25 protein-coding genes are annotated in these 25,651 nt (G+C 67.9%); 14 read left to right on the top strand and 11 right to left on the bottom strand.

All coding sequences use genetic code 11. The features are described 5' to 3' along the window. The first annotated feature begins 131 nt into the window (after positions 1-131). From fabF to gmk, 4 genes are read left to right on the top strand one after another with little or no spacing between them, the layout of a single operon-like run. A complete protein-coding gene (fabF, locus tag AC1DMQ_RS07645; RefSeq protein WP_477032955.1) occupies positions 132-1,412 on the top strand; it encodes a beta-ketoacyl-ACP synthase II in 1,281 nt (426 codons plus the stop codon). After that, a complete protein-coding gene (gene mltG, locus AC1DMQ_RS07640; protein ID WP_477032954.1) occupies positions 1,409-2,533 on the top strand; it encodes an endolytic transglycosylase MltG in 1,125 nt (374 codons plus the stop codon). Before fabF ends, mltG begins: the two co-directional genes overlap by 4 nt. A gap of 1 nt (position 2,534) precedes the next feature. Beyond that, the gene (locus tag AC1DMQ_RS07635) at positions 2,535-3,416 is read left to right on the top strand and encodes a YicC/YloC family endoribonuclease (RefSeq protein WP_477032953.1); all 882 of its coding nucleotides are present in this window, start codon (positions 2,535-2,537) and stop codon (positions 3,414-3,416) included. After that, complete coding sequence (gene gmk, locus AC1DMQ_RS07630) at positions 3,406-4,050, top strand: guanylate kinase (protein ID WP_477032952.1); 645 nt, start codon at positions 3,406-3,408, stop codon at positions 4,048-4,050. Before AC1DMQ_RS07635 ends, gmk begins: the two co-directional genes overlap by 11 nt. 132 nt (positions 4,051-4,182) lie before the next feature. On the opposite strand, the gene AC1DMQ_RS07625 is transcribed toward gmk, so the two are convergent. The 7 genes from AC1DMQ_RS07625 to lptF all read right to left on the bottom strand — a co-directional run bounded on the left by AC1DMQ_RS07625 (position 4,183) and on the right by lptF (position 13,449). Further along, positions 4,183-5,232: a ParA family protein gene (locus AC1DMQ_RS07625; RefSeq protein ID WP_477032951.1), complete on the bottom strand. Its 1,050-nt coding sequence runs from the start codon at positions 5,230-5,232 to the stop codon at positions 4,183-4,185. A gap of 241 nt (positions 5,233-5,473) precedes the next feature. Then, entirely contained in the window at positions 5,474-6,298 is an 825-nt protein-coding gene (gene rsmA / locus AC1DMQ_RS07620; protein ID WP_477032950.1) for a 16S rRNA (adenine(1518)-N(6)/adenine(1519)-N(6))-dimethyltransferase RsmA, read from the bottom strand. 15 nt (positions 6,299-6,313) lie between these two features. Beyond that, complete coding sequence (pdxA, locus tag AC1DMQ_RS07615; protein WP_477032949.1) at positions 6,314-7,318, bottom strand: 4-hydroxythreonine-4-phosphate dehydrogenase PdxA; 1,005 nt, start codon at positions 7,316-7,318, stop codon at positions 6,314-6,316. Further along, a complete protein-coding gene (locus AC1DMQ_RS07610; RefSeq protein WP_477032948.1) occupies positions 7,315-8,661 on the bottom strand; it encodes a peptidylprolyl isomerase in 1,347 nt (448 codons plus the stop codon). Before AC1DMQ_RS07610 ends, pdxA begins: the two co-directional genes overlap by 4 nt. Positions 8,662-8,736: 75 nt before the next feature. Next, complete coding sequence (locus tag AC1DMQ_RS07605; RefSeq protein WP_477032947.1) at positions 8,737-11,178, bottom strand: LPS-assembly protein LptD; 2,442 nt, start codon at positions 11,176-11,178, stop codon at positions 8,737-8,739. Positions 11,179-11,203: 25 nt separating this feature from the next. Further along, positions 11,204-12,307 (bottom strand): LptF/LptG family permease, encoded by a 1,104-nt coding sequence (locus AC1DMQ_RS07600; RefSeq protein ID WP_477032946.1) that lies wholly within the window; start codon positions 12,305-12,307, stop codon positions 11,204-11,206. After that, a complete protein-coding gene (gene lptF, locus AC1DMQ_RS07595; protein WP_477032945.1) occupies positions 12,304-13,449 on the bottom strand; it encodes an LPS export ABC transporter permease LptF in 1,146 nt (381 codons plus the stop codon). The genes AC1DMQ_RS07600 and lptF overlap by 4 nt, the downstream gene beginning before the upstream one ends. 258 nt (positions 13,450-13,707) lie before the next feature. Here lptF and AC1DMQ_RS07590 point away from each other — a divergent pair, with 258 nt between their 5' ends. From AC1DMQ_RS07590 to AC1DMQ_RS07545, 10 genes are all read left to right on the top strand, one after another. Continuing rightward, positions 13,708-15,192, top strand: coding sequence for a leucyl aminopeptidase (locus tag AC1DMQ_RS07590; protein ID WP_477032944.1), 1,485 nt, complete (start codon positions 13,708-13,710; stop codon positions 15,190-15,192). A 2-nt stretch (positions 15,193-15,194) separates the two neighbouring features. Beyond that, positions 15,195-15,656, top strand: a complete 462-nt coding sequence (locus AC1DMQ_RS07585) for a DNA polymerase III subunit chi (RefSeq protein ID WP_477032943.1) — start codon at positions 15,195-15,197, stop codon at positions 15,654-15,656. Next, a complete protein-coding gene (locus tag AC1DMQ_RS07580; protein ID WP_477032942.1) occupies positions 15,653-15,988 on the top strand; it encodes a peptidase inhibitor I78 in 336 nt (111 codons plus the stop codon). The genes AC1DMQ_RS07585 and AC1DMQ_RS07580 overlap by 4 nt, the downstream gene beginning before the upstream one ends. Positions 15,989-16,112: 124 nt before the next feature. Beyond that, positions 16,113-16,526, top strand: a complete 414-nt coding sequence (locus AC1DMQ_RS07575; RefSeq protein WP_477032941.1) for a spore coat protein U domain-containing protein — start codon at positions 16,113-16,115, stop codon at positions 16,524-16,526. 11 nt (positions 16,527-16,537) lie between these two features. Continuing rightward, positions 16,538-17,029 carry a Csu type fimbrial protein gene (locus tag AC1DMQ_RS07570; RefSeq protein WP_477032940.1) on the top strand — a complete coding sequence of 164 codons (492 nt, stop codon included), beginning with the start codon at positions 16,538-16,540 and terminating at the stop codon, positions 17,027-17,029. Positions 17,030-17,040: 11 nt separating this feature from the next. Beyond that, positions 17,041-17,757, top strand: coding sequence for a fimbrial biogenesis chaperone (locus AC1DMQ_RS07565; protein WP_477032939.1), 717 nt, complete (start codon positions 17,041-17,043; stop codon positions 17,755-17,757). A 9-nt stretch (positions 17,758-17,766) separates the two neighbouring features. Further along, positions 17,767-20,121 (top strand): fimbria/pilus outer membrane usher protein, encoded by a 2,355-nt coding sequence (locus AC1DMQ_RS07560; protein ID WP_477032938.1) that lies wholly within the window; start codon positions 17,767-17,769, stop codon positions 20,119-20,121. Continuing rightward, positions 20,109-20,594 carry a spore coat protein U domain-containing protein gene (locus AC1DMQ_RS07555; RefSeq protein WP_477032937.1) on the top strand — a complete coding sequence of 162 codons (486 nt, stop codon included), beginning with the start codon at positions 20,109-20,111 and terminating at the stop codon, positions 20,592-20,594. The genes AC1DMQ_RS07560 and AC1DMQ_RS07555 overlap by 13 nt, the downstream gene beginning before the upstream one ends. Positions 20,595-20,609: 15 nt before the next feature. Further along, complete coding sequence (locus tag AC1DMQ_RS07550) at positions 20,610-20,843, top strand: hypothetical protein (RefSeq protein WP_477032936.1); 234 nt, start codon at positions 20,610-20,612, stop codon at positions 20,841-20,843. A gap of 80 nt (positions 20,844-20,923) precedes the next feature. After that, positions 20,924-22,657, top strand: a complete 1,734-nt coding sequence (locus AC1DMQ_RS07545; protein ID WP_477032935.1) for a cellulase family glycosylhydrolase — start codon at positions 20,924-20,926, stop codon at positions 22,655-22,657. A 7-nt stretch (positions 22,658-22,664) separates the two neighbouring features. Here the strand turns inward: AC1DMQ_RS07545 and AC1DMQ_RS07540 are convergent, their stop codons facing one another. From AC1DMQ_RS07540 to AC1DMQ_RS07525, 4 genes are read right to left on the bottom strand one after another with little or no spacing between them, the layout of a single operon-like run. After that, on the bottom strand, positions 22,665-23,069 hold the full coding sequence (locus tag AC1DMQ_RS07540) for a hypothetical protein (protein WP_477032934.1): 405 nt from the start codon (positions 23,067-23,069) through the stop codon (positions 22,665-22,667). A gap of 60 nt (positions 23,070-23,129) precedes the next feature. After that, positions 23,130-23,252, bottom strand: coding sequence for a hypothetical protein (locus AC1DMQ_RS07535; protein ID WP_477032933.1), 123 nt, complete (start codon positions 23,250-23,252; stop codon positions 23,130-23,132). Then, entirely contained in the window at positions 23,240-23,743 is a 504-nt protein-coding gene (locus AC1DMQ_RS07530; RefSeq protein WP_477032932.1) for a class I SAM-dependent methyltransferase, read from the bottom strand. Before AC1DMQ_RS07530 ends, AC1DMQ_RS07535 begins: the two co-directional genes overlap by 13 nt. Before the next feature lie 39 nt (positions 23,744-23,782). Beyond that, on the bottom strand, positions 23,783-25,651 hold the full coding sequence (locus AC1DMQ_RS07525) for an ABC-F family ATP-binding cassette domain-containing protein (protein ID WP_477032931.1): 1,869 nt from the start codon (positions 25,649-25,651) through the stop codon (positions 23,783-23,785).

Here is a 25,651-nt window from a genome sequence, read left to right as displayed (position 1 = left end):
CGTCGCACGGGCTCTTGCCATCGTGCGCGCGGCGGTTTTCGTATGTGGCCGAGATTCGCGGTGTCGGGGGGCGTGTCGGATTCGTCAGCACCCTCCCCATATGTCCGCGATGCGAAGGTTAGGAGTGATCCATGCGTAGAGTCGTCGTCACCGGGCTTGGCCTCCTGACCCCCTTGGGTCAGGGCGTCGATATCACCTGGAAGAACATCCTGGCCGGCAAGTCCGGCGCGAACAGGATCTCGGCCTTCGATCCGACCGAATACGCCTGTCAGGTGGCCTGCGAAGTGCCGCGTGTCGACGGACGCGGCGGCGGCGGTCCGGATATCGAGGGATCGTTCAATCCCGACCTGACCATGAGCCCGCGCGACCAGAAGCGCGTCGACGACTTCATCCTGTACGGCATCGCCGCCGCCGACGAAGCGGTGAAGGATTCGGGCTGGGTCCCGGAGACCGAGGAAGACAAGTACCGGACCGGCGTGATTCTCGGCTCGGGCATCGGCGGCCTGTCGACGATCGCCGACACGGCGCTGGAGCTGGAAGCCAAGGGCCCGCGCCGGATCAGCCCGTTCTTCATCTCCTCGGCCCTGATCAACCTGATCTCGGGCCAGGTCTCGATCCGTTACGGCTTCAAGGGGCCCAACCATTCGGTGGTCACGGCCTGCGCCACCGGCGCCCACGCCATCGGCGACGCCTGCCGACTGATCAAGTACGGCGACGCCGACGTCATGGTGGCCGGCGGCGCCGAAGCCGCCGTCTGCAAGGTCGGCATGGCCGGCTTCATCGCCTGCCGCGCCGTCTCCACCGACTTCAACGACACGCCCGAGAAGGCTTCGCGCCCCTATGACAAGGACCGCGACGGCTTCGTGATGGGCGAGGGCGCCGGCGCCGTCGTTCTGGAAGAGTACGAGCACGCCAAGGCGCGCGGCGCCAAGATCTACGCCGAAGTGATCGGCTACGGCCTGTCGGGCGACGCCTATCACATCACCGCTCCGTCCGAGGACGGCGACGGCGGCTTCCGGGCCCTGTCGGCGGCCGTGAAGGACGCGGGCCTGCAGCCCTCGGATATCGACTACGTCAACGCCCACGGCACCTCGACCATGGCCGACGGCATCGAGGCCGGGGCCGTCGAGCGCTTCCTGGGCGATCACGCCAAGAACGTGGTGATGTCGTCGACCAAGTCGATGACCGGCCACCTGCTGGGCGCGGCCGGCGCGATCGAGGCGATCTTCTCGATCCTGGCGATCCGCGACCAGATCGCCCCGCCGACCATCAACCTGGACAATCCGGACGTGAACGTCGCCATGAACCTGGCGCCGAACAAGGCCGTGCCGCACAAGATCGACGTGGCGGTGTCCAACAGCTTCGGCTTCGGCGGCACCAACGCCTCGGTCGTGTTCCGCAAAGTCTCGTGAGCCGCAAGCCCTCGCCCCAGCGCCGGACGCCGCGTCCGACACCGAAGACGGGGGCTCCCCGCAAGGCCAACCCGCGCCGGCGCGAATCCGCGCCGGTCGGACGCCGCATCGCCGCCATGGGCGCGGGCCTGCTGACCATGCTGGGCCTGGCCGCCATGGTGGTCGTGCTGGGCGCGATGTGGGTCTACCAGGGCCCCGGCCCCGCCGCCCGATCGGGCGAGGTCACCAGCGTCGTCCTGCGGCGTGGGGCCAGCCTGCCCGAGATCGCCTCGACCCTGGAGCAGGCGGGGGTGATCCGCTCCTCCTCGCTGTTCCTGACCGCCGCCCAGACCACCGGCGCGGCGCGCAAGCTCAAGGCCGGCGAATACGAATTCGCCTCGCGCGCCTCGCTCAGCCAGGTGCTGGGCAAGATCCGCGACGGCAAGATCGTCCGCCACCAGGTGACCATCGCCGAGGGCCTCACCTCGGACATGGTGGTCGACATCCTGATGCGCGCGCCGGAACTGACCGGCACCGTCCCGACCCCGCCGGAGGGCTCGATCCTGCCCGAGACCTATCAGGTCCAGCGCGGCGAGGACCGCGCGGCGGTTCTGCAGCGGATGATGGACGACCGCGACGAACTGCTCGACCGGCTGTGGGCCGCGCGCCAGCCGGGCCTGCCGTTCGAGACCAAGGACCAGGCCGTGACCATGGCCTCGATCGTCGAGAAGGAAACGGGCCTGGCCAGCGAGCGCCCGCACGTGGCGGCGGTGTTCATCAATCGCCTGCGCCAGGGCATCCGCCTGGGCAGCGACCCGACGATCATCTACGGCCTGACCCGCGGGCGGCCGCTGGGCCGGGGCATCCTGCAGTCGGAACTGCAGCGCCAGACGCCCTACAACACCTATCTGATCGACGGCCTGCCGCCGACCCCGATCGCCAATCCGGGCAAGGCCGCCTTGGAGGCGGTGCTCAACCCGATGAAGAGCGACGACCTGTACTTCGTCGCGGACGGCACGGGCGGTCACGTCTTCGCCTCGACCTACGAGGAGCACGAGCGCAATGTCGCCAAGTGGCGCCAGGTCGAACGCGCCAAGGCGGCCGGCCCCGTGACGGCCAAGACCCCGCTCGCCGGAGGCTAGGATGGCGCTGTCAGGCATGACCGGCTTCGCCCGCGTCGAGGGCTCGCACGGGGCCTGGACGTGGGCGGTGGAGGCGCGCAGCGTCAACGGCCGCAACCTCGAGACCCGCTTTCGCGGCCCGCCGGGCTTCGAGAGCCTGGACCGCGCTGCCCGCGACGGCGCCCAGGCCCGCTTCCAGCGCGGCCAGCTGACCGTCAACCTGCAGGCCAAGCGCGCCGAGGCGCAAGGCAACGTGCAGATCAATGTCGAGGCGATGGAACGCTACCTGAAGGCCGGCGCGCCCTACGTCGCCACCGGCATGGTCGCCAAGCCCACGCTCGACGGCCTGCTGGCCCTGCGCGGCGTGATCGACGCCCGCGAGGAGGACGACGCCGCCGAGGATCGCGCCGAGGTCGAGGCCGCCATGGCCGCCTCGATCGCCCAGGCCCTGGACGGGTTGAAGGCGGCGCGGCTGGAGGAGGGCGCGGCCCTGGCTCCGATCCTGACCGGCGCGGTCGACCGGATCGAGGCCCTGACCGTCCTGGCCGCCCAGGAAGCCGCCGGCCAGCCGGCCGTGCTGAAGGAACGCTACGCCCGCAAGCTGGCCGAGCTGATCGGCGAGGCGGCGTCGGAAGAGCGCATCGTCCAGGAAGCCGCCGCCATGGCCGTGAAGGCCGACGTCCGCGAGGAGTTGGACCGCCTGTCCAGCCACGTCGCCGCCGCGCGCGGACTGCTGGCCGCCGACGCGGCCGCCGGCCGTCGCCTGGACTTCCTCAGCCAGGAGTTCATGCGCGAGGCCAACACCCTTTGCAGCAAGTCGGCGCTGACGGCGCTGACCACGCACGGCCTGGATCTGAAGGCCACGATCGAACAATTCCGAGAACAGGTTCAGAATGTCGAATAATCCGCATGGACGCACGCGCGGCCTGCTGCTGATGGTCGTGGCCCCGTCGGGCGTGGGCAAGACCTCACTGACCCGCCGCCTGGTGGCCGATCATAACGACCTGCACTTGTCGATCAGCGCCACCACTCGGGACCCGCGTCCGGGCGAGCACGACGGCCGCGACTACCACTTCGTCAGCCACGACAAGTTCAAGGTGATGATCCAGGACGACGCCTTCCTGGAATGGGCCGAGGTCTACGGCAACCACTACGGCAGCCCGCGCGACCCGATCGTCGAGGCGCTGGAGCGCGGCGAGAGCGTGCTGTTCGACATCGACTTCCAGGGCGCGATGAAGGTCCACGCCCAGCTGCCCCAGGACTCGGTGCTGATCTACGTGCTGCCGCCGTCGCTGGCCGAGATGAGCCGCCGCCTGCACGCCCGCAGCCAGGACAGCGAAGAGGTCATCGCCAAGCGTCTCGCCCGCGCCAAGGACGAGGTCGCCGCCTGGGAGCGGTTCGACTACGTGATCCTCAACGACGACTTCGACCGCGCCTATTCGGACCTGGCCCACATCTACCACGCCGAACGCCAGAAACGGGCCCGCAACCCGTGGATCGGGAACCTGGTGGGCGATCTGCTGAGGGAAGAGATCTAGGGGATCGTATTCTTTTCGCGCGCGTATGTGCGCCGCTCGCTGTCATCCGAGAGAGCGGCAGGCGGCTTGAGAAGGCCCTGCGATCTGCTGGACACGGGGATTGCCGCCCGCACAACAGGCGAGATCCGGGCGTTATAGAATGCTCGTTAGGTATGCGAGTTCGCGCTGATAGCGCTCAGCTGATTGGTTGACCTGCAACCTGCGCTCCGAGACGGTGTGGAAGCCTCCGACCTTCAGTTCTGAGATCGGAATGCTCTTGGCACCGCTGATCCTACCCGCCGACATAAAGTCATCGGTAATGACAAATGCGTCGGTGGGGTCGGAATAGAACAGGTTTGGGTGCTTGCTGGCGATCCGCAACGCTCGCTCAATGAACATGCGAGATGCAGCGTCGGGGGTAGCTTCCTTTTGGCTCTTTGCTCCGGCCATTGTCATGACGATAGCAGCGACCTTAGGTGTAGTGAGACCTCCGCCGCGCGTATTCCATTGGGCAAAGTCCCGCGTCTGGTCGCTAAGCAGGTCGAGCAAAAGTCCTAATGATTCGACTGAGTGTTCATCAACCCGAACGGGTACGATTAGCGCATCAGCAGCGCACCAAGCCAAATGTGTGCCGCCAGAATAGAATGGACTAGTGTCTATAAGTATAGAGTCGCACTTTAGCTCCTTTGCTTCTTGACGAAGAATGTCTCTCAGGGACCAGAGGAGCGTCTTCACGATGGATGTATTGCTTCTCGTGTTTGCAACGCCAAGTTGTTGATAGAGGTACGATGGAAATTCGTAGAGTTCAGCATCTCCGGCAATAAAATAACAGCCTTTTCCACCAGCAAAGCTTGGCGCAAACTGACTTACCCTGAATGCAATATCCTTAGCCTCATCGCCAAAGGCTGGCCCCAGAACTCTCGGCTGAAGTGCATTATAAATAGTAACTTTCGGCTTCTCGCCCTTCATAATGACTTCGGTCAAATTCGCTTGAGGGCAGACATCCGCCAATAGGACAGCCTGCCTTCTAGACATTTCATAAGCCAAATTGAACGTTATAGACGTCTTCCCGACTCCGCCGCGCAAGTTGGACACTGCGTAGCATTTGGGATCGACTTTTGCTTCACTGACGAACCCCTCCAAAACCACCTTGCGGTGGATTTCTAGAACCTTGTCCAAGTCGCTGGAAAGCAAGTCGTTCATCGGAGAGCTTCCTTGTTGCAGGCCGGCCGGCGAATAGCAGGCCGACCACGGTCCTGCAGGAATATACCTCTCACCGCAGGTGTTGCAGGTCAATAGCCATTGTGCAGGTCTCGTGGAAAGGTGCAGGTTTCGCCGGTTCGCGCAGGTCGGGCACACGGCACGGTACAGTCAGCAGATCCCGCAATGTTGCGACACAGGAGTGGGCGTGAGCCTATCCAGGATCATGGCGCGGTGACGATTTTCAGCCGCCCGCCATCACCGCTCGCGCCAGATCCTGAAAGCCCGCCACGTCGATCGTCTCGGCGCGAGCATCGGGATTGATCCCGGCCCTTTCGCACAGCGCCGCGCCGCCCAGACCCTTGAGGCTGGAGCGCAGCATCTTGCGGCGTTGGCCGAAGGCGGCGGCGGTGACCTTCTCCAGGGCCGCGACCATCGCCTTGTCGGGAGCCGGCTCCAGCGGGACCAGGCGCACCACGGCCGAGGCCACCTTGGGCGGCGGCGTGAAGGCGCGGGCCGGCAGGTCCATGACCACCTTGGCGCTGCAGACGGTCTGGGAGACCACGGCCAGGCGCCCGTAGGCGTCGTCGTCGACATCCGCGGCGATCCGGTCGGCGACCTCCTTCTGGAACATCAGGGTCATCGACAGCGGCCGGAACGGACCGGTCAGCCAGTTGATCAGCAGCGGCGTGCCGACGTTGTAGGGCAGGTTGGAGACCATGTGGGCCGGACCGCCGGCGATGGCGGCCATGTCGACCTTCAGGGCGTCGCCCTGGACGATCTCCAGACGGCCCTCGGCGGCGACGGCCAGCTCTTCCAGCAGCGGGATGAAGCGCTTGTCCATCTCGACGGCCACGACCCGCGCGCCGGTCTCCAGCAGGGCCCGGGTCAGGCCGCCGGGGCCGGGGCCGACCTCGATCACCACGTCGCCTTCGCCCACCTCGGACAGCCGGGCGATCTTGCGGGTGATGTTCAGGTCCAGCAGGAAGTGCTGGCCGAAGCTCTTGTTGGCCAGCAGGTCATGCTCGGCGAGAACCTCGCGGAGCGGCGGCAGGTCGGCGAGGCTCATGGACGTCTCGAGACTTCAGGCAATGGCGCGGCGGTCGGCGATCTCGGCCGCCAGCCGGATCGCGGCGATCAGGCTGTCGGCCCGGGCCAGGCCCCGGCCGGCGATGTCGAAACCCGTACCATGGTCGGGCGAGGTGCGCACGATCGGCAGGCCCAGGGTGATGTTCACCCCGGCCCAGAAGTCGAGCATCTTGACCGGGATCAGGGCCTGGTCGTGATACATGCAAAGCACCGCGTCGTAGGTGGCGCGGGCCTCGGCGTGGAACAGGCTGTCGGCGGGGGCGGGGCCTTTGACCTCGACGCCCCGCTCGCGAAGCGCGCGGACGGCGGGCTCGATGATCGCCGCCTCCTCGCCGCCCAGGGCCCCGCCTTCGCCCGCGTGCGGATTCAGGGCCGCCACCGCCAGGCGCGGCACGGCGATGCCGAAGTCCTTGCGCAGGGCCTCGACGGTCACCAAGCCGGCGTTGACGATCGCCTCGATGGACAAGGCCGAGGGGACCGCTGAAAGCGGGGTGTGGATGGTCACCAGGGTGGCGCGCAGGTCGCGGGCCGCCAGCATCATGATCGGGCCGTGCGGTGGCTGGCGCTCGCCCACATGGGTCAGTTCGGCCAGGAACTCGGTATGGCCCGGAAAGGCGAAACCGGCGTCGTAGAGCGGGGCCTTGGCGATCGGGGCGGTGACCAGGCCGGCCACGGCGCCCGACAGGGCCAGGCCCGCCCCGGTCTCGATCCAGCGGATCACCTGGGCGGCGTGGGCGCTGGACGGCTGACCGGCCACCACGGGGGACTGCAGCGGGATGTCGAGGACCGGCAGGGCCTCGCCGAACACCTTGATCGCCTCGACCGGTCCGGTGACGGGGCGGACCTTCACCCCGCCGCCGGCCGAGGCCAGCAGTTGGGCGTCGCCCACCACCATGAACGTCGGCCCTTCGGCGCGCAGGACCGACCAGGCCTTGGCGATGATTTCCGGCCCGATGCCGGCCGGATCGCCTGCGCTCAGGGCGAGGGCCGCGGTCTTCACCGGGTTTCGATGGTCGCCGAGTTGCGCAGGTCTCGCAGATAACGTTTGGAGATCAGCGCAAGCTGTTGGCCGCGCAGGCGATTTTCGATCTGATCGTGGGTCGGGGCCTGGGCGCCCGACTGGCGCTTGCCGCAGACGGCGATCAAATGCAGGCCGGCGTCGGTGCGGATCGGATCGGAGATCTGACCGACCTTGAGGGTGTTGGCGGCTTCCTGGAAGGCCGGGGCCAGATCGGTGATCTCGGCCTCGCCCAGGTCGCCGGCCACCACGCCATCGATCTTGCCGGCGGTGGCTTCGAGCGTCTCGCAGCTGGTGATCTTGGGCTTCAGGTCGACCAGCAGCTTGTTGGCGGCGTCGACCTGCGGCTGGGCGGCGTCGCGGGGCAGGGCCACGGCGACCTGCTTGAGGTCGACCAGGGCGGTCTTCGCGCCCGAACGCTTCTCGCGCAGATAGATGATGTAGACGCCGTCGCGCACGGTGATCGGAGCCGACAGCTGGCCGGGGCGCAACTGCTCGAGCGCCGCGTCGACCTCGGGCGGCATTTCGCCGGGGCTGATCCAGCCGGCGTCGCCGCCGTTGGCCGCGGTCGGCGAGGCCGAGAACTGGCGGGCCACGGCCGGGAAGGGCGCGCCCTGCTGCATCTGGGTGACCAGTTGCTTGGCGCCGTTTTCGGCCACTTCCATGCCGCCGACGCGCCCGGCGTCGATGAACACTTCGCTGACCTGATATTGCGGCTTGGCGGAGGCTTCGGCCTGGCGGCGCTCGAAGGCCTTGATCTGGTCGTCGCCGATCCGCAGGCGCGAACCGTAGCGGCCGCTGATCCAGGCTTGCCAGCTGCTGTCGGCGCGGATCTGCGCCTTCCAGGTGTCGATCCCGACGCCTTGCGCCTGCAGCGACTGGGTCAGTTGCTCGGGCGTCATGTTGTTGCCCTTGGCGATGTCCTGGATCTGCTCCTCGATCTCCTTGTCGGTGGAGATGATCGTGATCTTCTGAGATTTCTCGACCCGACGCAGTTCCTGCATCTGGACGTGCTCGTCGATCAGCGAGCGCAGGGCTTCCTGCTCCAGCTGGGGCAGGTTCTCCTGGGTCGGCTGCATGCCCGACGTCACCATCAGCAGGCGCATGCGCTGCATCAGGTCGTAGCTGGAGATGATGTCGTCGTTGACGACCGCCGCGACGCTTTCAGACAGGGGATTGCGAGCCGCCGGCGCGGCCGGGGCTTCCACGGCCGGGGCCGGGGTGGCTTCCTGAGCTTGGGCCGGCAAACCGAGGCTCGCCACGGTCAAGGCGAGGATGGAGGCGGCGCTGGCCGCCAGGGTTGTCACGCTACGCGCAGACCGCATCGGTATTGTCGTTCCTCTAGACGCGTCCAAAGGAAGGCGCGCGCTTAACCGCGCGTCCCCCGACGCGATGACATTCTAATCGGTGTACAGTGTGTCGCCCAATGTGGCGAGCGTTAGGCGCAGCACCACGGATTGATCGGCCCTCAACCTCAGGCCGGCGTCGGCCGTCTGGGTGTAGCGGTCCTCGTTCTGATAGATCACATCCACGCGGATGCAGTCGTCCTTGTAATAGACGCCCAGGTCACGGCGGGTCCAGGACCATTCGCTCCGCTCGGCCGGGAGGCCGAAGGCGCGGGCGTCCTGATAGGACAGGCGTCCCAGGGCCGTCACCCCCCAGTGTTCGCTGACCTTGTAGTCGCCCAGGAAGTCCAGGTTCTCCTGACGCAGGCCCGAGGTGTCCCTGTTGTCCTTCAGGTAGCGCAGGGACGCGAAGCCGCGGGCGACCGAGGCGTCGACGCCCGCTTCCAGGCGGTTGAGCTTGCTGGTGTCGTCGTCGAAGCGGGCGCGCGTGAAGGCGTTGACCCCGCGGATCGGCGTGAGCGTCGCCGCCACGATCCAGTCCGAGGCCTTCTGATCGAGCCCGGCGCGGGTCGGCATCAACGGATCGACCTTGGTGCGCAGGCTCCGGCCCAGCAGCACGCTGCCGCCCCGACCGTCGGCGAGCTTCACCGTGGCCCGGCCGCCGACGTTCATGCGCGTGCCGCCTTCGTAGAGGTCGAAGCCGGGCGACTTGTTGACGTCGAACAGGTTGGTTTCGTCGAGTTCGAAGTTGGTGCTGTCTTCGTTGAAGTAGACCGGATTCCCGGCCGCGTCGCGGGCGACGATGATCGGCACCTGCGAACTGTCCGAACCGGTCGCGAATTGGACTAGAGGTTCCAGCACAATGCTGCCGCCGCCCTTGAGCGGCTTGAACATCGGCAGGCTCAGATCGACCCCGGCCACGCCCAGCCCGCGCGAATAGTTGATGCCGGTCTTGGTGTCGCCGGCGGCCAGGGCGCTCGGCGGCAGGAACACGTCGTCGACGCGATAGGCGTCGCCGCGCGCCTGAGCGAACGGCTCCACGCGCAGGCCCGGACCCAGGATCATGCTGGCGCGCCAGTCGCCCTCGATCGTGCCGCGCATCGAATCCACGCCCGCCTCGCCCTTGTAGCCAGGGTAGGAGTAGGGCGGCTCGCCGAACTGGGACTCCGAGCGGGTCAGCACCACGCCGGAGCCGTTAATGCGAAGACGGCCGCCCAGGATGTGCGATTCCGGCTCCCAGCGCCCCTCGACCAACGGCCCGATCAGCGGGAAGGCGCCGCTGTTCTCGAACTGGTTGGCCAGGCCCGTACCGGGATCGACCTGCACGACGCGCAGGCCCTGCACCGAGACCATCGAGGCGGAGAAATAGGACCGATCCGACTGACGGGTCGCGTAGATCTGCGACATCAGGCGATGGTCGTCGGCCGAGTACTGGCCGCGCTGCGCGTAGACGTCGCCGATGTCGTAGTCGTCGAAGATCAGCGCCTGCGAGGCCCGCTCGGCGGTGAAGCCCCACTTCCACTTCTCGTCGATGTCGAACAGGCCCTTGGCCAGGATGTAGCTCTTGGCCGTGGCCTCGCCGAACCGGTCGCCGTGGTTGTCGAAGTCCTTGTCGTAGGTGCCGCCGACCCGCGCCTCGACGTAACCCGAGTAGAACCGCTTGCGGTACTGCGCATTCAGGAACGGGTTAACTTTCGTGTTGAATTGAGGGGTTACGACCAAATCCTGAGACGGCGAAATCACGAACAGATAGGGCTGTTGGTAGACAAAGCCGCGCTTCTTGGAGACGCCGATCTTGGGCACCAGGAAGCCCGAGCGGCGCTCGGTCTGCGGATCGGGATGCCAGAAGACCGGCAGGTACATCAGGGGCGCGCCGAACATGCGGATCGTCGCGCCGTGGTAGTAGACCAGGTGCTTGTTCTTGTCCTGCACCACCTTGTCGGCCTGGATGCTCCAGGTCGGCTTGGGCTTTTCGGCGCACACCTCGCAGGGGGTGTAGATCGCCTTGTTCAGTTCGGTGATCTTCTCGTTGCGGCGCACGGCGCTGTCGGCGGCGATCTTGATGTTCTTGTCCAGACGGGCCGAGAAGCCGCGGGCGAAGCCGGCCTTCAGGTCCTTGTCCATGGTCATGTCGTCGGCGAACTGGGCGGTGCCGTCGGCGTTGATCAGCGTCACATGGCCGTGGGCGGTGACCACCTCGGTCTTGGTGTCGTAGATCACCTCGTCGGCGCGCAGGGTGCGGCCCTGGTAGCGGGCCTCGACGTCGCCGCGGGCGATCATCTTCTGATTGGCGTCGTCGCGGATCAGGAGGTCGGATTCGAGATAGTAGCCGGTGTCGCCCAGGCCGTCGTCCACGGCCGGCGCCGGCGCGGGCGCGGCCGGGATCGTGGCGAGCGGCTGCTGCGCCTGGGCCGAGCCGGCCAGGGCGAGCCAGGCCGCTCCGGCCAGCAGGACCGCTCGGCCCTTTTCTCTCGCCCCCCAGCGAAGCTCCATCATCAACGACCTCGATCCCGACACAGACTCAACCATCCTCGGTATAGCAAAGCAGCGTCAGTCCCGCCAAAAGCGCCACGATAGGCGGGGTCCACGCGGCCATGGCCGGCGTCAGCACGTCGGCCTTGCCCAGTGCGCCACACAGCTCGTTAAAGAAGAAGAAACCAAAACCCAGCGTCACGCCGGCGCCGGCCAGTCCCGCCAATCCGCCCAGCCGCATCAGCCGCAGCGAGAAGGCGGCCGCCAGCACCGACATCGCCGCGAACAGCAGCGGCGTGGCCAGCACCTGCTGCAACCGCAGCCGGAAGGGGATCGACGAGAAGCCCGCGGCTTCGGTGCGCTTGATGGTCTCGGGCAGCAGCCAGACGGCGATGGCCTGGGGGTTGTTGAACCGCTCCGAGGCCGTCCGATCGTCCAGGTTCGAGGGCATCGTCTGGGTCTCGGACCGGATCGCCCCGGCGCCGGGCATGGCCACGCGCACCCCGGACAGGCGCCAGAAGCCGGGCTCCAGCCGGGCCTCGTCGGCCTCGATGCGCTGCGAGAACTGCAGGGCGCCGTTTGGCTGCACGGCGTAGACGAACAGCGACACGCCGCGCAGGCGGACCGCGCCGTCGATCTGGTCGCGGGCCTGGGCGCGGATGACCACCTGGGTCTTCTCGTCGCCCTGGCGCAGCCACAGCCCCTTGGGCGCGGACTTCAGGTAGCTTTCCATCAGCGCGTTGCGCGAGGTTTCGAACTGGGCGCTCATCGCCGAGGTCAGCGGGTTGAGCAGGGTCAGGGTCACCAGGCCCATCACGAAGGCGGCGACGGCCGCGGGCATGATGAAGCGCCAGGCCGAAACGCCCGCCGCCCGCATGGCGATCAGCTCGCTGCGGCGGTTCAGGCCGACGAACGCGCCCAGGGTCCCGAACAGGAAGATGAAGGGCGTCAGCACCAGGATGGTGGCCGGCGCCTGCAGCACGGTCAGGAACAGCAGCTCGGCGAAGCCGACCTCGGCCCGGGTGCCGACGTTCTTGGAGATGTCGACGAAGGCGATCAGCATGACCAGCACGCTGACGACGGCCAGGGCGGCCGCCAGACCGCCCAGGGTCTTCCGCAGCACATAGCGCTCGATCATGCCGACGCCGATCATCGCGCCCCCAGGGGCTGGAGAGGCTCGAGGCCGTCGTGTCCGTCGATCGCGATGTAGCGCTGGACCTTCTGGCGGAAGATCTGGCTCAGGCCCCACCAGATCGCCGCCAGCGGCACGATATATTGCAGCGGGTTGAGCCAGACGTCGTTGTCGCAGGCGGCCTTCACGCCGAAGCCGAGGATCTGGATCATCGCCGCGACCGCGCCGACGATGGCGATCCGCTTGCCATAGCCCATCCGGCTGAACGATCCGCCGATCACCGCCGCCACGGCCATCGACATCATGGCCAGGTTGTAGAGCGGGCTGGCCAGGCGCCAGTGGCCTTCGGCCAGCAGCTTCTCGCGGTTCTGCTGCTCCCACTCCTGGGTCAGGTCGGGGAAGAACAGCTCGTGCGGATAGCGGTCGCCGATCTTGTAGTGCAGAAGCTCGTCGCTCTGGAACAGCGAGCTCAGATCGAAGGTGTATTCGTCCCACGACAGGTACTGCAGCACGCCCGAGCTGGAGAACTCCTGGTTGGAGCCCTTGCGCAGGATCAGCACCGGCAGGCCCTTGCGTTCGGCGATGACGCCTTCGCGGGCGGTGTAGGTGATGGCGCCGCCGTTGGCCTTTTCCTGGTGGATAAAAAGGTTGTGGATGATCTGATCACGGTCGATCGTCTGGGCGTAGACGGTCAGGCCGGGGCCCGGCTCGGTGAACTCGCCCGGACGCACCAGGGTCGAGGCCAGGTCGGACTTGATGTCGAAGAAGGTCTCGCGAATCGCCCGCGAGCTCCACGGCGCGGCCCACAGGCTCATGACCAGTGACACCAGGGTCGCGAACACCGCCAGCCGCATGGCCGGCGAGATCACCCGCCAGCGGCTCATGCCGCCCGCGAAACAGACCACGATCTCCTGCTCGGTATGCAGCCGGTTCAGGGCCACCAGGGTGGCCACGAACAGGGCGATCGGCAGAATCATGCTGAGCAGTTGGGGCAGCGCCAGGGCGATGATCTTCAGGAACACCGTCGCGCTCTGGCGCTGTTCGATGAGCACATCGAACTCCGACAGGCTCCGCGCCAGCAGGGCAAGCGCCACCAGGGCCAGCGTCGCCAGTAGCGTCGGGCCCAGGAACTGGCGGAAAAGGTAGCGTTCGATCAGGCGCATCGACGTTGGGGCAGGGGACCGACTGGGAAGGGAGAAGAGGCGGAGTCGCGCGGCGCGCCCCCAGGGAAGGGTCTCTTCTACACGGCGTGTTCGCGTGCGCACAACCGCTCAAGTCAGGCGAGAAAGCGGCGTTCATCCGCATTCGACGACCGCCGCCCCGACGACCCCGACGATTGGTGCTTTTCTTCGGTTCGGGTTTGCGTCAATCCAACGGGCTGAAGGTCCTGCTAGGGCTCCATCGGTTTTCAGGAGCGCGTCATGCGTATCGAGTTCGTCACCGCCGACACCCAGGCCGGCGCCAACGCCGCGCTGGCGGTTCTGGCCTATGAAGCCGCCGCCCTGTCGCCCGAAGCCAAGGCCGTCAACGACGCGACCGGCGGCGCCCTGGCGCGCGCCGTCGCCGGCGGCCGCTTCACCGGCGCCAAKGGCCAGACCCTGGACCTGATCGCCCCCGCCGGCCTGGAAGCCGCCCGCGTGCTGCTGGTCGGCGTCGACGGCGACGGCGCGTTCGAACCCGAGACCGTCGAAATCGCCGCCGGCCACGCCTTCCAGGCGCTGAAGGCCTCGGGCGTCACCGAACTGGTGCTGAAGCTGGGCGGCGGCGACGCCGAGTCGGCGGCCCGCGCGGCGTTCGGCGTCAAGCTGGCGGCCTATCGCTTCGACAAGTACCGCACCACCGAGAAGGCCGAGAAGAAGCCGTCGGTCAGCGTGGTCAAGGTGGCCGCCGCCGATCCGGCCAAGGCGCGGAAGGCCTTCGCCGCGCTCGAGCCGGTCGCCGACGCGATCCTGTTCAGCCGCGACCTGGTCGCCGAGCCGGCCAACATCTTGCACCCAGAAGAGTTCGCCGCCCGCGTGAAGGGTCTGGAGACGCTGGGTCTCGAGGTCGAGATCCTGGGCGAGGCCGAGATGGCCAAGCTGGGCATGGGCAGCCTGCTGGGCGTGGGCCAGGGCAGCCGGCGCGAGAGCCAGTTGGTGGTGATCAAGTGGACCGGCGCGTCCGACAAGTCGGCCCAGCCCGTGGCTTTCGTCGGCAAGGGCGTCACCTTCGACACCGGCGGCATCTCGATCAAACCCGCCGACGGCATGGAAGACATGAAGTGGGACATGGGCGGGGCGGCCGCCGTGTCCGGCGTGATGCACGCCCTGGCCGGCCGCAAGGCCAAGGTCAACGCCATCGGCATCCTGGGCCTGGTCGAGAACATGCCCGACGGCAACGCCCAGCGTCCCGGCGACGTGGTCACCTCGATGTCGGGCCAGACGATCGAGGTCATCAACACCGACGCCGAGGGCCGCCTCGTGCTGGCCGACGCCCTCTGGTACTGCCAGGACCGCTTCAAGCCCAAGTTCATGGTCGACCTGGCCACCCTGACCGGCGCGATCATCATCTCGCTGGGTCACGACCTGGGCGGTTTGTTCAGCAATAACGACGGCTTGTCGGAAAAACTTCTGGCCGCCGGCAAGGCCGAGCGCGAGCCGCTGTGGCGGATGCCGATGCCGGCCGCCTACGAAAAGCAGATCGAAAGCCCGATCGCCGACATGAAGAACATCGGCGGCCGTCCGGCCGGCTCGATCACCGCCGCCCTGTTCCTGCAGAAGTTCGTCAACGGCGTGCCGTGGGCCCACCTGGACATCGCCTCGGTGGCCTGGCGCAAGCCCTCGACCGATCCGACCGTCCCGGACGGCGCCGTCGGCTTCGGCGTGCGCCTGTTGAACCGCCTCGTGGCGGACGCCTACGAAGGCTGATCTTGACCGCCGCGCTCTGCGACATCTGGTTCTACCACCTCGAGCGCAGCCCCTTGGAAGAGGTGCTGCCCGGGCTGCTGGAGAAGACCCTGGGGCGCGGCTGGCGGGCCCTGGTGCGCGGCGGCGATCCCGCCCGGCTGCGCGCCCTGGACGCCCATCTGTGGACCTGGCGGGAAGACAGCTTCCTGCCGCACGGCCTTGACGACGAGCCGATGGCCGACCGCCAGCCGGTGCTGCTGACCGACAAGCTGGACAACCCGAACGGCGGTCAGGCGTTGTTCCTGCTCGACGGGGCCGAGCCGGGCGATCTTTCGGCGTTCGAACGCTGCATCCTGCTGTTCGACGGTCGCGACGAAGAAGCCCTGCGCCTGGCGCGGGGCCGATGGAAGGCCTTCAAGGGCGCGGGCCACCCCGTGTCCTACTGGCGTCAGGGCGCTGAACGCGGATGGGAGAAGCAGGCATGAAGCGGTTTCTGATGGCGGGCGTCGTCCTGGTTTTGGCATCGTGCTCCAGCGCGCCCGAACCCGCACCGATGCCGCCGCCGGCCACCCCGACCGCCCCGCCGGCCATCGCCCTGCCGTCCAAGCCCACCGAATCCGAGAAGGACCAGTGCGGCCTGAAGGACGCCCAGGCGTTCGTCGGCAAGAACCGCACCGAGCTGCCGGCCCCGGTCGATCCCTCGCGCTGGCGGGTGGCCTGCACCACCTGCCCGGTGACCATGGACTACCGCCCCGACCGGCTGAACATCCTGTTCAACCCCGACACCGGCGTCGTCCAGCAGATCAAGTGCGGGTAGAGTTTTCACTGGCACGCAACGCATAGGCGTCAATCGGCGATAGTGGCAGCGTGGCCTTATGGGCTGCGTATCTGGTCACCGTTGGTGCGTTCTGCTGCTCGCCCTCGCCGGCGCGCCTTCGGCGATGGCCGAGACCGATCAGGACATCCTGAGCGTCCGCACCGAGATCCGTCCGCAGTGCCGGATCCAGGCCGGCGACCTGGACCTGGGCGTCTACACCGCGAACCGGGCCTCCCGCGCCACGTCCTCGATCGACCTGCAGTGCACGCCCGGCGTCGTCGCGCGCATCGGGCTGAACGGCGGCATGTCGGGCGATCCGATGAACCGCTTCATGCGGGCCAAGGGCCAGTTGCACTACCAGCTCTACAAGGACGAGGCGCGCACCCAGGTGTTCGCCGACCGCAACCTGTCCGAGATGCAGGTCCTGCGCACGACGGGGCTGCCGCAGCACGTCCTGGTGCATGGCGAGGCCCCGGCCGGCCAGCAGGAGCCCGAAGGATCCTATGTCGACGTGGTCGTGGTCACGGTCACCTACTGAAAGGGCAAATCATGAGATCCCTGATCCTCACGGCGTTCCTGGCGATGATCCTGAGCATGCTGGGCCTGCTGCTGGGGGCGCGACAGGCGATCGCCCAGACCGCCACCGACACCTTCCAGGTCCGGGCCCAGGTCCAGAAGACCTGCACGATCGTGGCCAATGACCTGGATTTCGGCGTCTACAATTCGTCCCAGCAGAGCCGGGCCTCGACCAATCTGTCCGTGCAGTGCACGCCGCTGACGCCGTTCGCGGTCGAAATCGGCCCCGGGGGCTCGGGCAGTCGCTTCGATCGCTGGATGAGCGGTCCCGGCACCCTGCGCTACCGCCTCTTCAAGGACGGCGGCTACACCCAGCCGACCGAGACCACGGGCTCCGACTTCACCGGCCAGAGCGATCCTCAAGGCACGGCGGTGACCTATCAACTCTACGGCCAGATCGCGGCCGCCCAGGTCGTTCCGTCGGGCAACTATCTCGACACCGTGACCGTGACCGTGACGTACTGAGGAGAACAGCGATGAAAGCCGTCTGGGTTCACGCCGTCGCGGCCGGGTTGACGGCCTTCTCCCTGGGCGCCGCGCCGCGGGCGTTGGCCGGTTCGGTCGAGCTGTCGCCGATCACCCTGCAGATGGTCGGCAAGGAGCGCACCACCACCCTGAGGGTCCGCAACACCGAGGCGGCGCCGATCACGCTGCAACTGCGCGCCGTGGACTGGTCGCAGGCGAACGGCGAGGACATCTACACGCCGTCCAGGACCCTGGCGGTCAGTCCGCCGGTCTTCACCCTCAAGTCCGGCGAGACCCAGACGGTGCGCGTCGTCGTCGAGGGCGTGACCACGATCGCCACCGAGAAGGCGTTTCGTCTGATCCTGGACCAGATCCAGAAGGAGCCGCTCAAGGGCGAGGCCGGCGTCATCGTGCCGATCCGGGTGCTTCTGCCCGTGTTCCTGACCCCGTCCGTGGCTTCGCGCCCCAAGCTTTCCTGGAAGTTGAACGCCGCGCCGTCCGGCGGCGTGCTGACGGCCAGCAACACGGGCGACGCCCGCGAGCGCGTGGTCGGCCTGAAGGTGACCAGCGGCGCGACCGAGGTCGCGGGCGACCAGGGGCTCAGCGGCTACGTGCTGGCGGGGGCCAGCCACTCTTGGTCGCTAAGCGGCGCGGGGGCCGGGACGTCCAAGGTCTCGGTCAGCGGGACAGGCCTGTTCACGCCGATCAAGGCCGACGTCTCGCCCTAAGCCGCCGCCGTGACGTCGCGGCGGCGACCCGGGTTCTGGGCGATCTGCCCCTGGGCCGCGCTGTGGGCCGTCGCCGGACAAGCTCAGGTCCCGGACGGGCCGGCGATCCCCGAGGCGACCGTCGATCGCGCGGCGCCGGCGACCTACTATCTCGACGTGCGGATCAACGACTGGCCTTCGCGGCTGGTGGCCAGGTTCCGTGACGAGGGCGGCCGTCTCTCGCTTCCGGCGGACCAGTTCGAAGGCCTGGGCTTTCGTCTAGACGAGGCCTGGGTCAGCGGAGAGGGCGAGGCGAGGCGGGTCTATCTGGATCGCGTCCCGAACCTGAGCTGGCGGGTCGACCCGCAGGCCCAGACCATCGCCATCACCGCCCCGTTCGCGATCCTGGTCCCCAACCGCCTGGCCGTCTCCCCGGCGCCGGCGCACGTGGAGGCGCAATCGGGGCGCGGGATGCTTCTCAGCTATGACCTGTTCGGCGAATGGGCGGAGGATCCCGACGCGGGCAGCTATGGCCGAAGCGTGAGCACGACGCTGGAGGGGCGGCTGTTTTCCCGGCGCTTCACCATGGTGTCCACGGGCACGGCCGGGCTGTCCGAAGCGGGCAGCCGCGTCGTCCGCTACGAAACCTATTTCGCCTTCGACGACCAGGACAAGGCGCGCACCCTGCGGGTCGGCGACAGCACGACCGCCGCCCTGAGCTGGAGCCGCAACCTGCGCTTCGCCGGCGTCCAGTATCAGCGCAACTACACCCTGCGCCCCGACATCGTCACGACGCCGATGCCCGAGTTCCTGGATGGGGTCACGACCCCTTCGGTGCTGGATCTCTACATCAACGGCGTCAAACGCTACACGAACAACGTGCGGCCCGGCGCCTTCCAGCTGGGTCAGCTGCCGGTGCTGACCGGCGCCAACACCGTCATGATCGTCATCACCGACCTCGACGGTCGCGAGCGCACCGTGAACCTGCCGTTCTACATGACCACCCGGCTGCTGGGGCGGGGGATCAACGACTTCAGCGTCGAGGCCGGCGCCGTGCGCCAGGAGTTCGGAACGAAAAGCGGCGAGTACGGCGAACGTTTCGTCTCGGGCGTCTGGCGGCGCGGCCTGACCGACGCGCTGACGCTGGAGGCGCACGGCGAGGCGGCCAAGGGGCTGGCGATGGGAGGCCTGTCCGGCGCGGTGGCGGTGCGCGACCTGCTGGTGATCGGCGGGGCGGTGGCGGCGAGCAACGGGCCGGACGGGAGCAACGGGACGCTGTGGGCCGTCGGCTTCGACCGCACCACCCAGAGGTTCAGCCTGGCGGGACGGCACGAGGAGTCCTCCGCCGGGTTCCGGGACGTCGCGGACCTGGAGGACGAGGCGCACGTCCGCGTGCGCGACAGCGCCTCCGTCGGCCTGAACATGGGGCGCGTCGGAACCCTGAACCTGGCCTATGTGTCCGAAACGCGCGCCGACGGCTCCAAAACCCCCGTCGCCACCGCCAGCTACGGCGTCGACCTGTTCAACCGCCGCGCACGTCTGGCGGCGACGGCCTACGACGTTCTGAACCAGAAGGACCAATGGGGCGTCGGCCTCACGATCTCGGTGCCCCTGGGCGAGAACGGACTGGTCACCGGCGGCGTCCAGCGGCGCAGGGAAGGGCAGTATTACGAGGCCGAGGTGCGCGGCTCCAGGCTGGACAACCGCCTGATCTGGCAATTGCGGGACGTGGAAGGGCCGGTGCCGGCGCGGTCAGCCGAGCTGCGCTGGGACGGTTCGACCCTCGACGGCCGGGTCAGGCTGCTGAACGACGAGAAGACCTCGGCCGCGCAGGTCGAGGCGGCCCAGTCGTTCGTGCTGTTCGACCGACGGCTGTACGTGGCCGACCGGGTCGACGAGGCCTTCGCCGTCGTCCAGGTGGGCCGGAACCCGGGCGTCGAGGTGTTCCGCGAGAACCAGTCGGTCGGGCGCACCGACGCCGGCGGGCGGTTGTTCGTCAACCACCTGCGCGCCTACGAGAGCAACGGCCTGTCGATCGATCCCGCGGCCTTGCCCCTGGACGCCGCCCTGGAGTCCACCTCCAGGACCGTCGCGCCGCGGCGCGGCGGCGGCGCGCCCGTGGTCTTCGATGTCGTCCAGGAGCGTTCGGCGCTCGTGACGCTGGTGACCAAGGATGGAAAGACGCCGCCGGCCGGCGCCGAGGTCCATCTCGGCGACCGGGTGTTCCCGCTGGGCTATGGCGGCGAGGTCTACTTGCGAGGCTTGGAAGTGGGGCGCAACGTGATCACGGTGGTCTGGCGCGAATTCACCTGCGACGTCGTCGTCACCCTGCCGGACGAGTTGGGCGCGATCCCCAGGCTGGGACCCTACACATGCACCTCCTGACATCCCGGACCCTGGCGAGCGCGGTTCTGCTCATGGCCCTGGCCCTGCCGGCGCCCAGCGACGCCCAGGCGCGCCGTCGCGGCTGCAGCCTGACGGTCTACGAGCTGGTGTTCGGCGAGTACGACGTCTTCAGCGCGAGCCCAACCGAGGCTGTCACCCGCATCCTGGTGGACTGCGGCCGCGAGGACAGCAGGATCAGGCCCAGGGTCGAGCTCAGCACCGGCTCGTCGCAGAGCTTCATCAGCCGCACCCAGCGCTCGGGCCCGCATGTCCTGACCTACAACATCTACGCCGATCGGGCCTTGACCCAGATCGTCGGGGACGGTTCGTCCGGCACGACGGCCGTATTCCTCGACGCGGTCGGGGGCGGCCTTGGGACGAAGAAGGTGGACCTGTATGGCGCGATCGATCCGCGTCAATTCGCTCCGCCCGGCTCCTATTTCGACACGGTATACGTGACACTGATCTTCTGAGGACCTGGAGGAGCGATGATCCCGACACTCATCTCCGCCCTGATCCTGGGCGCCGCGCAGCCTGCCGCACCGCCGAAGCCCCCGACGGCCTCGGGCCTGATCAGCACCAGCCAGTTCGCCGTCCGGGCCGTCGTCGTCGACAGCTGCACGGTGAGTTCGACCGGCGCGACCTGCCAAGGCGTCGTGCCGATCCGGCCGATGGCGCGGAACAGGGTGCTGCGCGGAGCCCGGACCGACATCGTCTTCTAAATCTAGACAACGTTGTCATCGGCGACCTAAAGTGGCCTGACCAGTTCGCCCGCCAGAGGCGACGTCGGGAGGTTGCCCAGATGAAAGCCTTGTTCGCCGCCGCGGCGTCGCTCGCCTTGCTCTCCGCCACGCCGGCCTTGGCCGACGGCTGGCTGAAGACGAAGGACAAGCGGATCGTCGACGAGACGGGCCGGCCGGTGATCCTGCGCGGCATGGGCCTGGGCGGCTGGATGCTGCAGGAAGGCTACATGCTCAAGCTCGGAGAGCTGGGCCGGGGCCAGGAATACGTGATCCGCGCCGAGACCGCCAAGCTGGTCGGCGCCCAGCGCGAGGCCGCGATCCACCAGGCCTGGCTCGACAACCACACCACCAAGGCCGACATCGACGCCATGGCCGCCATGGGCTTCAACTCCGTGCGCCTGCCCATGCACTACGGCCTGCTGACCCTGGCCGCCGACCAGGAGCCGATCCCGGGCCAAGAAACCTGGAAGGAGGACGGCTTCAAGCGCATCGACGACCTGCTGGCCTGGACCAAGGCCAACGGCATGTATCTGATCCTCGACCTGCACGCGGCGCCGGGCGGGCAGGGCAACGACCTGCCGATCGCCGACCGCGACCCTTCCAAGCCCTCGCTGTGGCAGAGCCCCGAGAACCGCCGCAAGACGGTCGCCCTTTGGCGCAAGCTGGCCGCCCGCTACAAGGACGAGCCGGCGATCGGGGCCTACGACCTGATCAACGAGCCCAACTGGGACTTCGACGCTCCCGGTGGCGACCACGGCTGCAAGGACGAGAAGCAGACGGCGCTGTGGGACTACTACCGAGAACTGACGGCGGCGGTCCGCGAGATCGACAAGCGCCACATGATCATCCTCGAGGGCAACTGCTGGGGCAACAACTACAAGGGCATGCCGGCGGCCTGGGACGACAACCTGGCCCTGTCGTTCCACAAGTACTGGAACGTCAACGACGAGGCCTCGATCGCCACGGTTCTGAAGTTGCGCGAGGAGACCGGCCTGCCGTTGTGGCTGGGCGAGAGCGGCGAGAACTCCAACGCCTGGTTCCGCGACGCCATCGCCCTGGTCGAGAAGCACGAGATCGGCTGGGCGTTCTGGCCGCTGAAGAAGATCGGCTTCAACCAGCCGCTCGAGGTGACGCCCAATCCCGCCTACGCCAAGCTGGTCGACTACTGGACCAAGAAGGGCCCGCAGCCGACCGCCGACGAGGCCTATGGGGCGCTGATGACCCTGGCGTCCAAGGACGTCCGGTTCGAGAACAACCTCCAGCATCCGGACGTGGTCGACGCCATGATCCGCCAGCCGCATGACGACACGACGCGACCGTTCAAGGATCACCGGATCGGAGCCAAGGGCGCGACGATCGCCGCCGTCGACTACGACCTGGGCGCCTTGGGTCAGGCCTATGCCGACAAGGACACGGCCAACTACCACGTCTCGACCGGCGGCCAGCGGACCCTGTGGAACAACGGCCGGACCTACCGCAACGACGGCGTCGACATCGCCCGCGAGGCGGACGGAACGCCCTACGTCGAGGACTTCGGCGACGGCGAGTGGGTGAAGTACACGGTCGTGGCCGACAAGGCGGGCGCCTACGACCTGACGGTGTCGGCGCGTGGCGCGGGCAAGCTGTCGGCGGCGGTGAACGGCGAGGCGGCCGACGTGGCGGTCACGACGGCCGGGGCCGCCTGGACGGCGGTTCAGCTGTCGAAAGCGCGCCTGCTGGCGGGGCGGAACACCATCGTGTTGCGCTCGAACGGCGCGGCGGTTCAGGTGAAGAGCTTGGCGCTGAAGCCCTAGTCCGCTGCTAGCGCGTTCCAACACCCGGGAACAGCGCCGGCTCGCCGTCGAACACGCCCAGATAGCCCAGCTCGCCCAGCAGCGGGGTCATGGTGTCGGCGTAGTCATCCGCGTGCTTGAGCAGCGGCGCGGGGCGGCCGGTCTGGTCCTGCAGGCGATAGACGGTCCACATCTTGCCGCGCGGGGCCGGGGCGCCGGGCTGCAGATAGCGATGCTCCCAGCCGACCAGCGGCGGCGTGCGGCCGATCTCGATGTCGAACGGGCGGTCGCGGAACGCCAGGTCCATGTCCAGGCGCATGGCGTCGGCCAGGCGTTGGTCCAGCCATTGGCCGAAAGCCGCCAGCACCGACTCGGCCGACAGGCCTTCCGGGTTGGCGACGATGTGATTTCGGGACGCGGTTCCTGAACTCATGCGAGCAGGAATAGGCCCTTGGATCTCACATATTGGCTAAGAGACGTGGTTTAGACGCGTTTACCGTGAATCCCGCGCCCAGACCCCGATCACCTTGTGGACGTCGCGCGGCGAGCCGTCGGGAATGCGCGCGATGGGCGGGCCCAGGTCGAAATCGTCCAGCTCCATGTTCAGCGCCGCCACTCGCCCGCCCGGATGTCGCCGTTGCGAGTCACGGTCGGGGTGCTGGCCGCCAGCAGGTAGGTGATCGGCGAGGCCCGCCAGTGGGCGATCACTCGCCGAGCTTCGTCCAGGCTCAGGTGGAACAGGCTTTCGCGGCAGAGCCAGACATCGACTGCCGGCGGCGGATCGGTGACGATGTCGGCGACGACGAACCGGCGATGCTCGCCACCGTGGTCGCGTTGGAGCGCGTCGATCATCGGGGCGACGATGTCGGCGCCGACATAGGCCAGGCCCTCGGGCAGGGCCACGCGGCGCATCCAGTGGTAGTCGCCGCACGGCGCGTCGTAGAGGCTGCGCGCGCCGACCCGAACCAGGAAATCGGCCAGGGCGGCGCGAAAGGGCGCGGTCCGCTCGATCTCCGAGCCGGGACCCGAGCGGCTTTCGGACGAGCCCCACAGGTTCTCGGCCCAGATGGCCTCGAAGACGGCGCTTCGGTCGACGACGTCGGTCACGGCGAGGGCTCCGGGCAAGAAACGCCCGGAAGCTTAAGCCTAGGCCTGGGCCTCCGCCAGTTCCTCGGCCAGCGCCATCCAGGTCGCCTCGGCCTCGTCCAGCTTGGACTTGGCGTTGTCGCGGCGCTTGGTCAGTTCGGCCACCTTGGTCGGGTTCTTGTAGAGCTGCGGATCGGCCAACTGGGCGTCCAGCTCGGCCATCTGGCGGGTCTGGCGGGTGACCACCTGCTCGGCGGCCTCGATCTTGCGCTTCAGGGGCTCGATGGCGACGGTCTTCCTGGCCGGAGCGGCCGGTTCGGCCTTGGTGGGCTCGCGGTCGACCTGGGTCGGCTTCACGGCCTGCTTGGCGCGGTCCAGCACGAACTTGGCGTACTCGTCCATGTCGCCGTCGAACGGCTTGACGGTGCCGTCGGCGGCCAGCCACAGGCGGTCGGCGACCAGCTCCATCAGCGAGCGGTCGTGGGTGATCAGGATCACCGCGCCCTCGTAGTCGTTCAGCGCGTCCAGCAGGGCGCGGCGGCTGTCGATGTCCAGGTGGTTGGTCGGCTCGTCGAGGATCAGCATGTGCGGCGCGTCCATCGCCACCATGTTGAGCAGCAGGCGGGCACGCTCGCCGCCCGACAGGTTGGCGACCGTGGTCTCCTGCTTCTCGAAGCCCAGGCCGAACTGGGCCAATTTCGAACGGCGCGAGCTCTCCGAAGCGTCCGGCATGGCTCGGCGGATGATCTCCAGCGGGGTGTCGTCCGGATCCATCGCCTCGATCTGGTGCTGGTGGAACCAGCCGACCCGCATCTTGCGGTCGCGGTGGAACTCGCCCGACTGCACGCCCAGCGCGCCGGCGATCATCTTGGCGAAGGTCGACTTGCCCGCGCCGTTGACGCCCAGCAGGCCGATCCGGTCGTCCAGGTCCATGCGCAGGTTGAGGTTCTTGAGGATCGAGCGGCCTTCCTCGTAGCCCACATTGGCGCGCTCCAGCCGGATGAGCGGCGGCGGCAACGGGCGGGGCGGCGAGGGCAGGGTGAAGGGCGCGACGCGCTCCTCGATCGTGGTGGCCACCGGCTGCATCTTGGCCAGGCGCTTCATGCGGGACTGTGCTTGCGCCGCCTTGGAGGCCTTGGCCTTGAAGCGGTCGACGAAGGCCTGCAGGTGGGCGCGCTCGGCGTCCTGCTTGGCCTTGGCCGACAACTGGAGGCGCGCTTTTTCAGCGCGGCGCTCCTCGAAGTCGTCGTAGCCGCCGGTGTAGAGCTCCAGCTTGCCGCCGGCCAGGTGCAGCATGTGGGTGCAGCTGTTGTTGAGCAGTTCGCGGTCGTGGCTGACGATCAGGGCGGTGTGCGGGTACTTCTGGAGGCGGGCCTCCAGCCACAGGGCGCCTTCCAGGTCCAGGTAGTTGGTCGGTTCGTCCAGCAGCAGCATGTCCGGCTCGGCGAACAGCGCCGCGGCCAGGGCCACGCGCATGCGCCAGCCGCCGGAGAACTCGGCCATCGGCCGCGTCAGGTCTTCCTGGGTGAAGCCGAGGCCCACCAGGATTTCAGAGGCCTTGGCGGGCGCGGCGTCGGCGTCGATCTCGATCAGCCGGGCCCAGATCTCGCCCATTTCCTCGGGATCGGCCGTGTCCAGGCTGGTCAGCAGGCGGTGGCGCTCCTCGTCGGCCTCCAGCACGGTCTCCAGCAGCGTGAAGGGCGTGGCCGGGTGCTCCTGGTCCACCGACCCGATCCGCGCGCTCTTGGGCAGGCTGATCTCGTCGTCGCCGGCGTGCAGTTGGCCCAGGATCAGCTTGAACAGCGTGGACTTGCCGACGCCGTTGCGCCCGATCAGTCCGACCTTGGCGCCGGGCGGCAGGCTGACGCTGGCGCGGTCGAAAAACTTCCGACCCCAGGCGTTGAACGTCAGGTCTTTGATCTGGAGCAT

Source organism: Caulobacter sp. 05L422, from assembly GCF_056397765.1.
This window is presented reverse-complemented; position numbering and strand designations above follow the sequence as displayed.

What these genes read in the sequence shown, in the direction of transcription:
- AC1DMQ_RS07540 (WP_477032934.1), bottom strand. Translation starts at nt 23,069, where the DNA reads ATGAGTTCAGGAACCGCGTCCCGAAATCACATCGTCGCCAACCCGGAA.
- AC1DMQ_RS07525 (WP_477032931.1), bottom strand. Translation starts at nt 25,651, where the DNA reads ATGCTCCAGATCAAAGACCTGACGTTCAACGCCTGGGGTCGGAAGTTT.
- AC1DMQ_RS07605 (WP_477032947.1), bottom strand. Translation starts at nt 11,178, where the DNA reads ATGATGGAGCTTCGCTGGGGGGCGAGAGAAAAGGGCCGAGCGGTCCTG.
- AC1DMQ_RS07600 (WP_477032946.1), bottom strand. Translation starts at nt 12,307, where the DNA reads ATGATCGGCGTCGGCATGATCGAGCGCTATGTGCTGCGGAAGACCCTG.
- AC1DMQ_RS07625 (WP_477032951.1), bottom strand. Translation starts at nt 5,232, where the DNA reads ATGAACGACTTGCTTTCCAGCGACTTGGACAAGGTTCTAGAAATCCAC.
- AC1DMQ_RS07555 (WP_477032937.1), top strand. Translation starts at nt 20,109, where the DNA reads ATGCACCTCCTGACATCCCGGACCCTGGCGAGCGCGGTTCTGCTCATG.
- rsmA (WP_477032950.1), bottom strand. Translation starts at nt 6,298, where the DNA reads ATGAGCCTCGCCGACCTGCCGCCGCTCCGCGAGGTTCTCGCCGAGCAT.
- AC1DMQ_RS07565 (WP_477032939.1), top strand. Translation starts at nt 17,041, where the DNA reads ATGAAAGCCGTCTGGGTTCACGCCGTCGCGGCCGGGTTGACGGCCTTC.
- AC1DMQ_RS07635 (WP_477032953.1), top strand. Translation starts at nt 2,535, where the DNA reads ATGGCGCTGTCAGGCATGACCGGCTTCGCCCGCGTCGAGGGCTCGCAC.
- AC1DMQ_RS07545 (WP_477032935.1), top strand. Translation starts at nt 20,924, where the DNA reads ATGAAAGCCTTGTTCGCCGCCGCGGCGTCGCTCGCCTTGCTCTCCGCC.
- fabF (WP_477032955.1), top strand. Translation starts at nt 132, where the DNA reads ATGCGTAGAGTCGTCGTCACCGGGCTTGGCCTCCTGACCCCCTTGGGT.
- AC1DMQ_RS07580 (WP_477032942.1), top strand. Translation starts at nt 15,653, where the DNA reads ATGAAGCGGTTTCTGATGGCGGGCGTCGTCCTGGTTTTGGCATCGTGC.
- AC1DMQ_RS07570 (WP_477032940.1), top strand. Translation starts at nt 16,538, where the DNA reads ATGAGATCCCTGATCCTCACGGCGTTCCTGGCGATGATCCTGAGCATG.
- AC1DMQ_RS07610 (WP_477032948.1), bottom strand. Translation starts at nt 8,661, where the DNA reads ATGCGGTCTGCGCGTAGCGTGACAACCCTGGCGGCCAGCGCCGCCTCC.
- AC1DMQ_RS07575 (WP_477032941.1), top strand. Translation starts at nt 16,113, where the DNA reads ATGGCCGAGACCGATCAGGACATCCTGAGCGTCCGCACCGAGATCCGT.
- lptF (WP_477032945.1), bottom strand. Translation starts at nt 13,449, where the DNA reads ATGCGCCTGATCGAACGCTACCTTTTCCGCCAGTTCCTGGGCCCGACG.
- gmk (WP_477032952.1), top strand. Translation starts at nt 3,406, where the DNA reads ATGTCGAATAATCCGCATGGACGCACGCGCGGCCTGCTGCTGATGGTC.
- AC1DMQ_RS07550 (WP_477032936.1), top strand. Translation starts at nt 20,610, where the DNA reads ATGATCCCGACACTCATCTCCGCCCTGATCCTGGGCGCCGCGCAGCCT.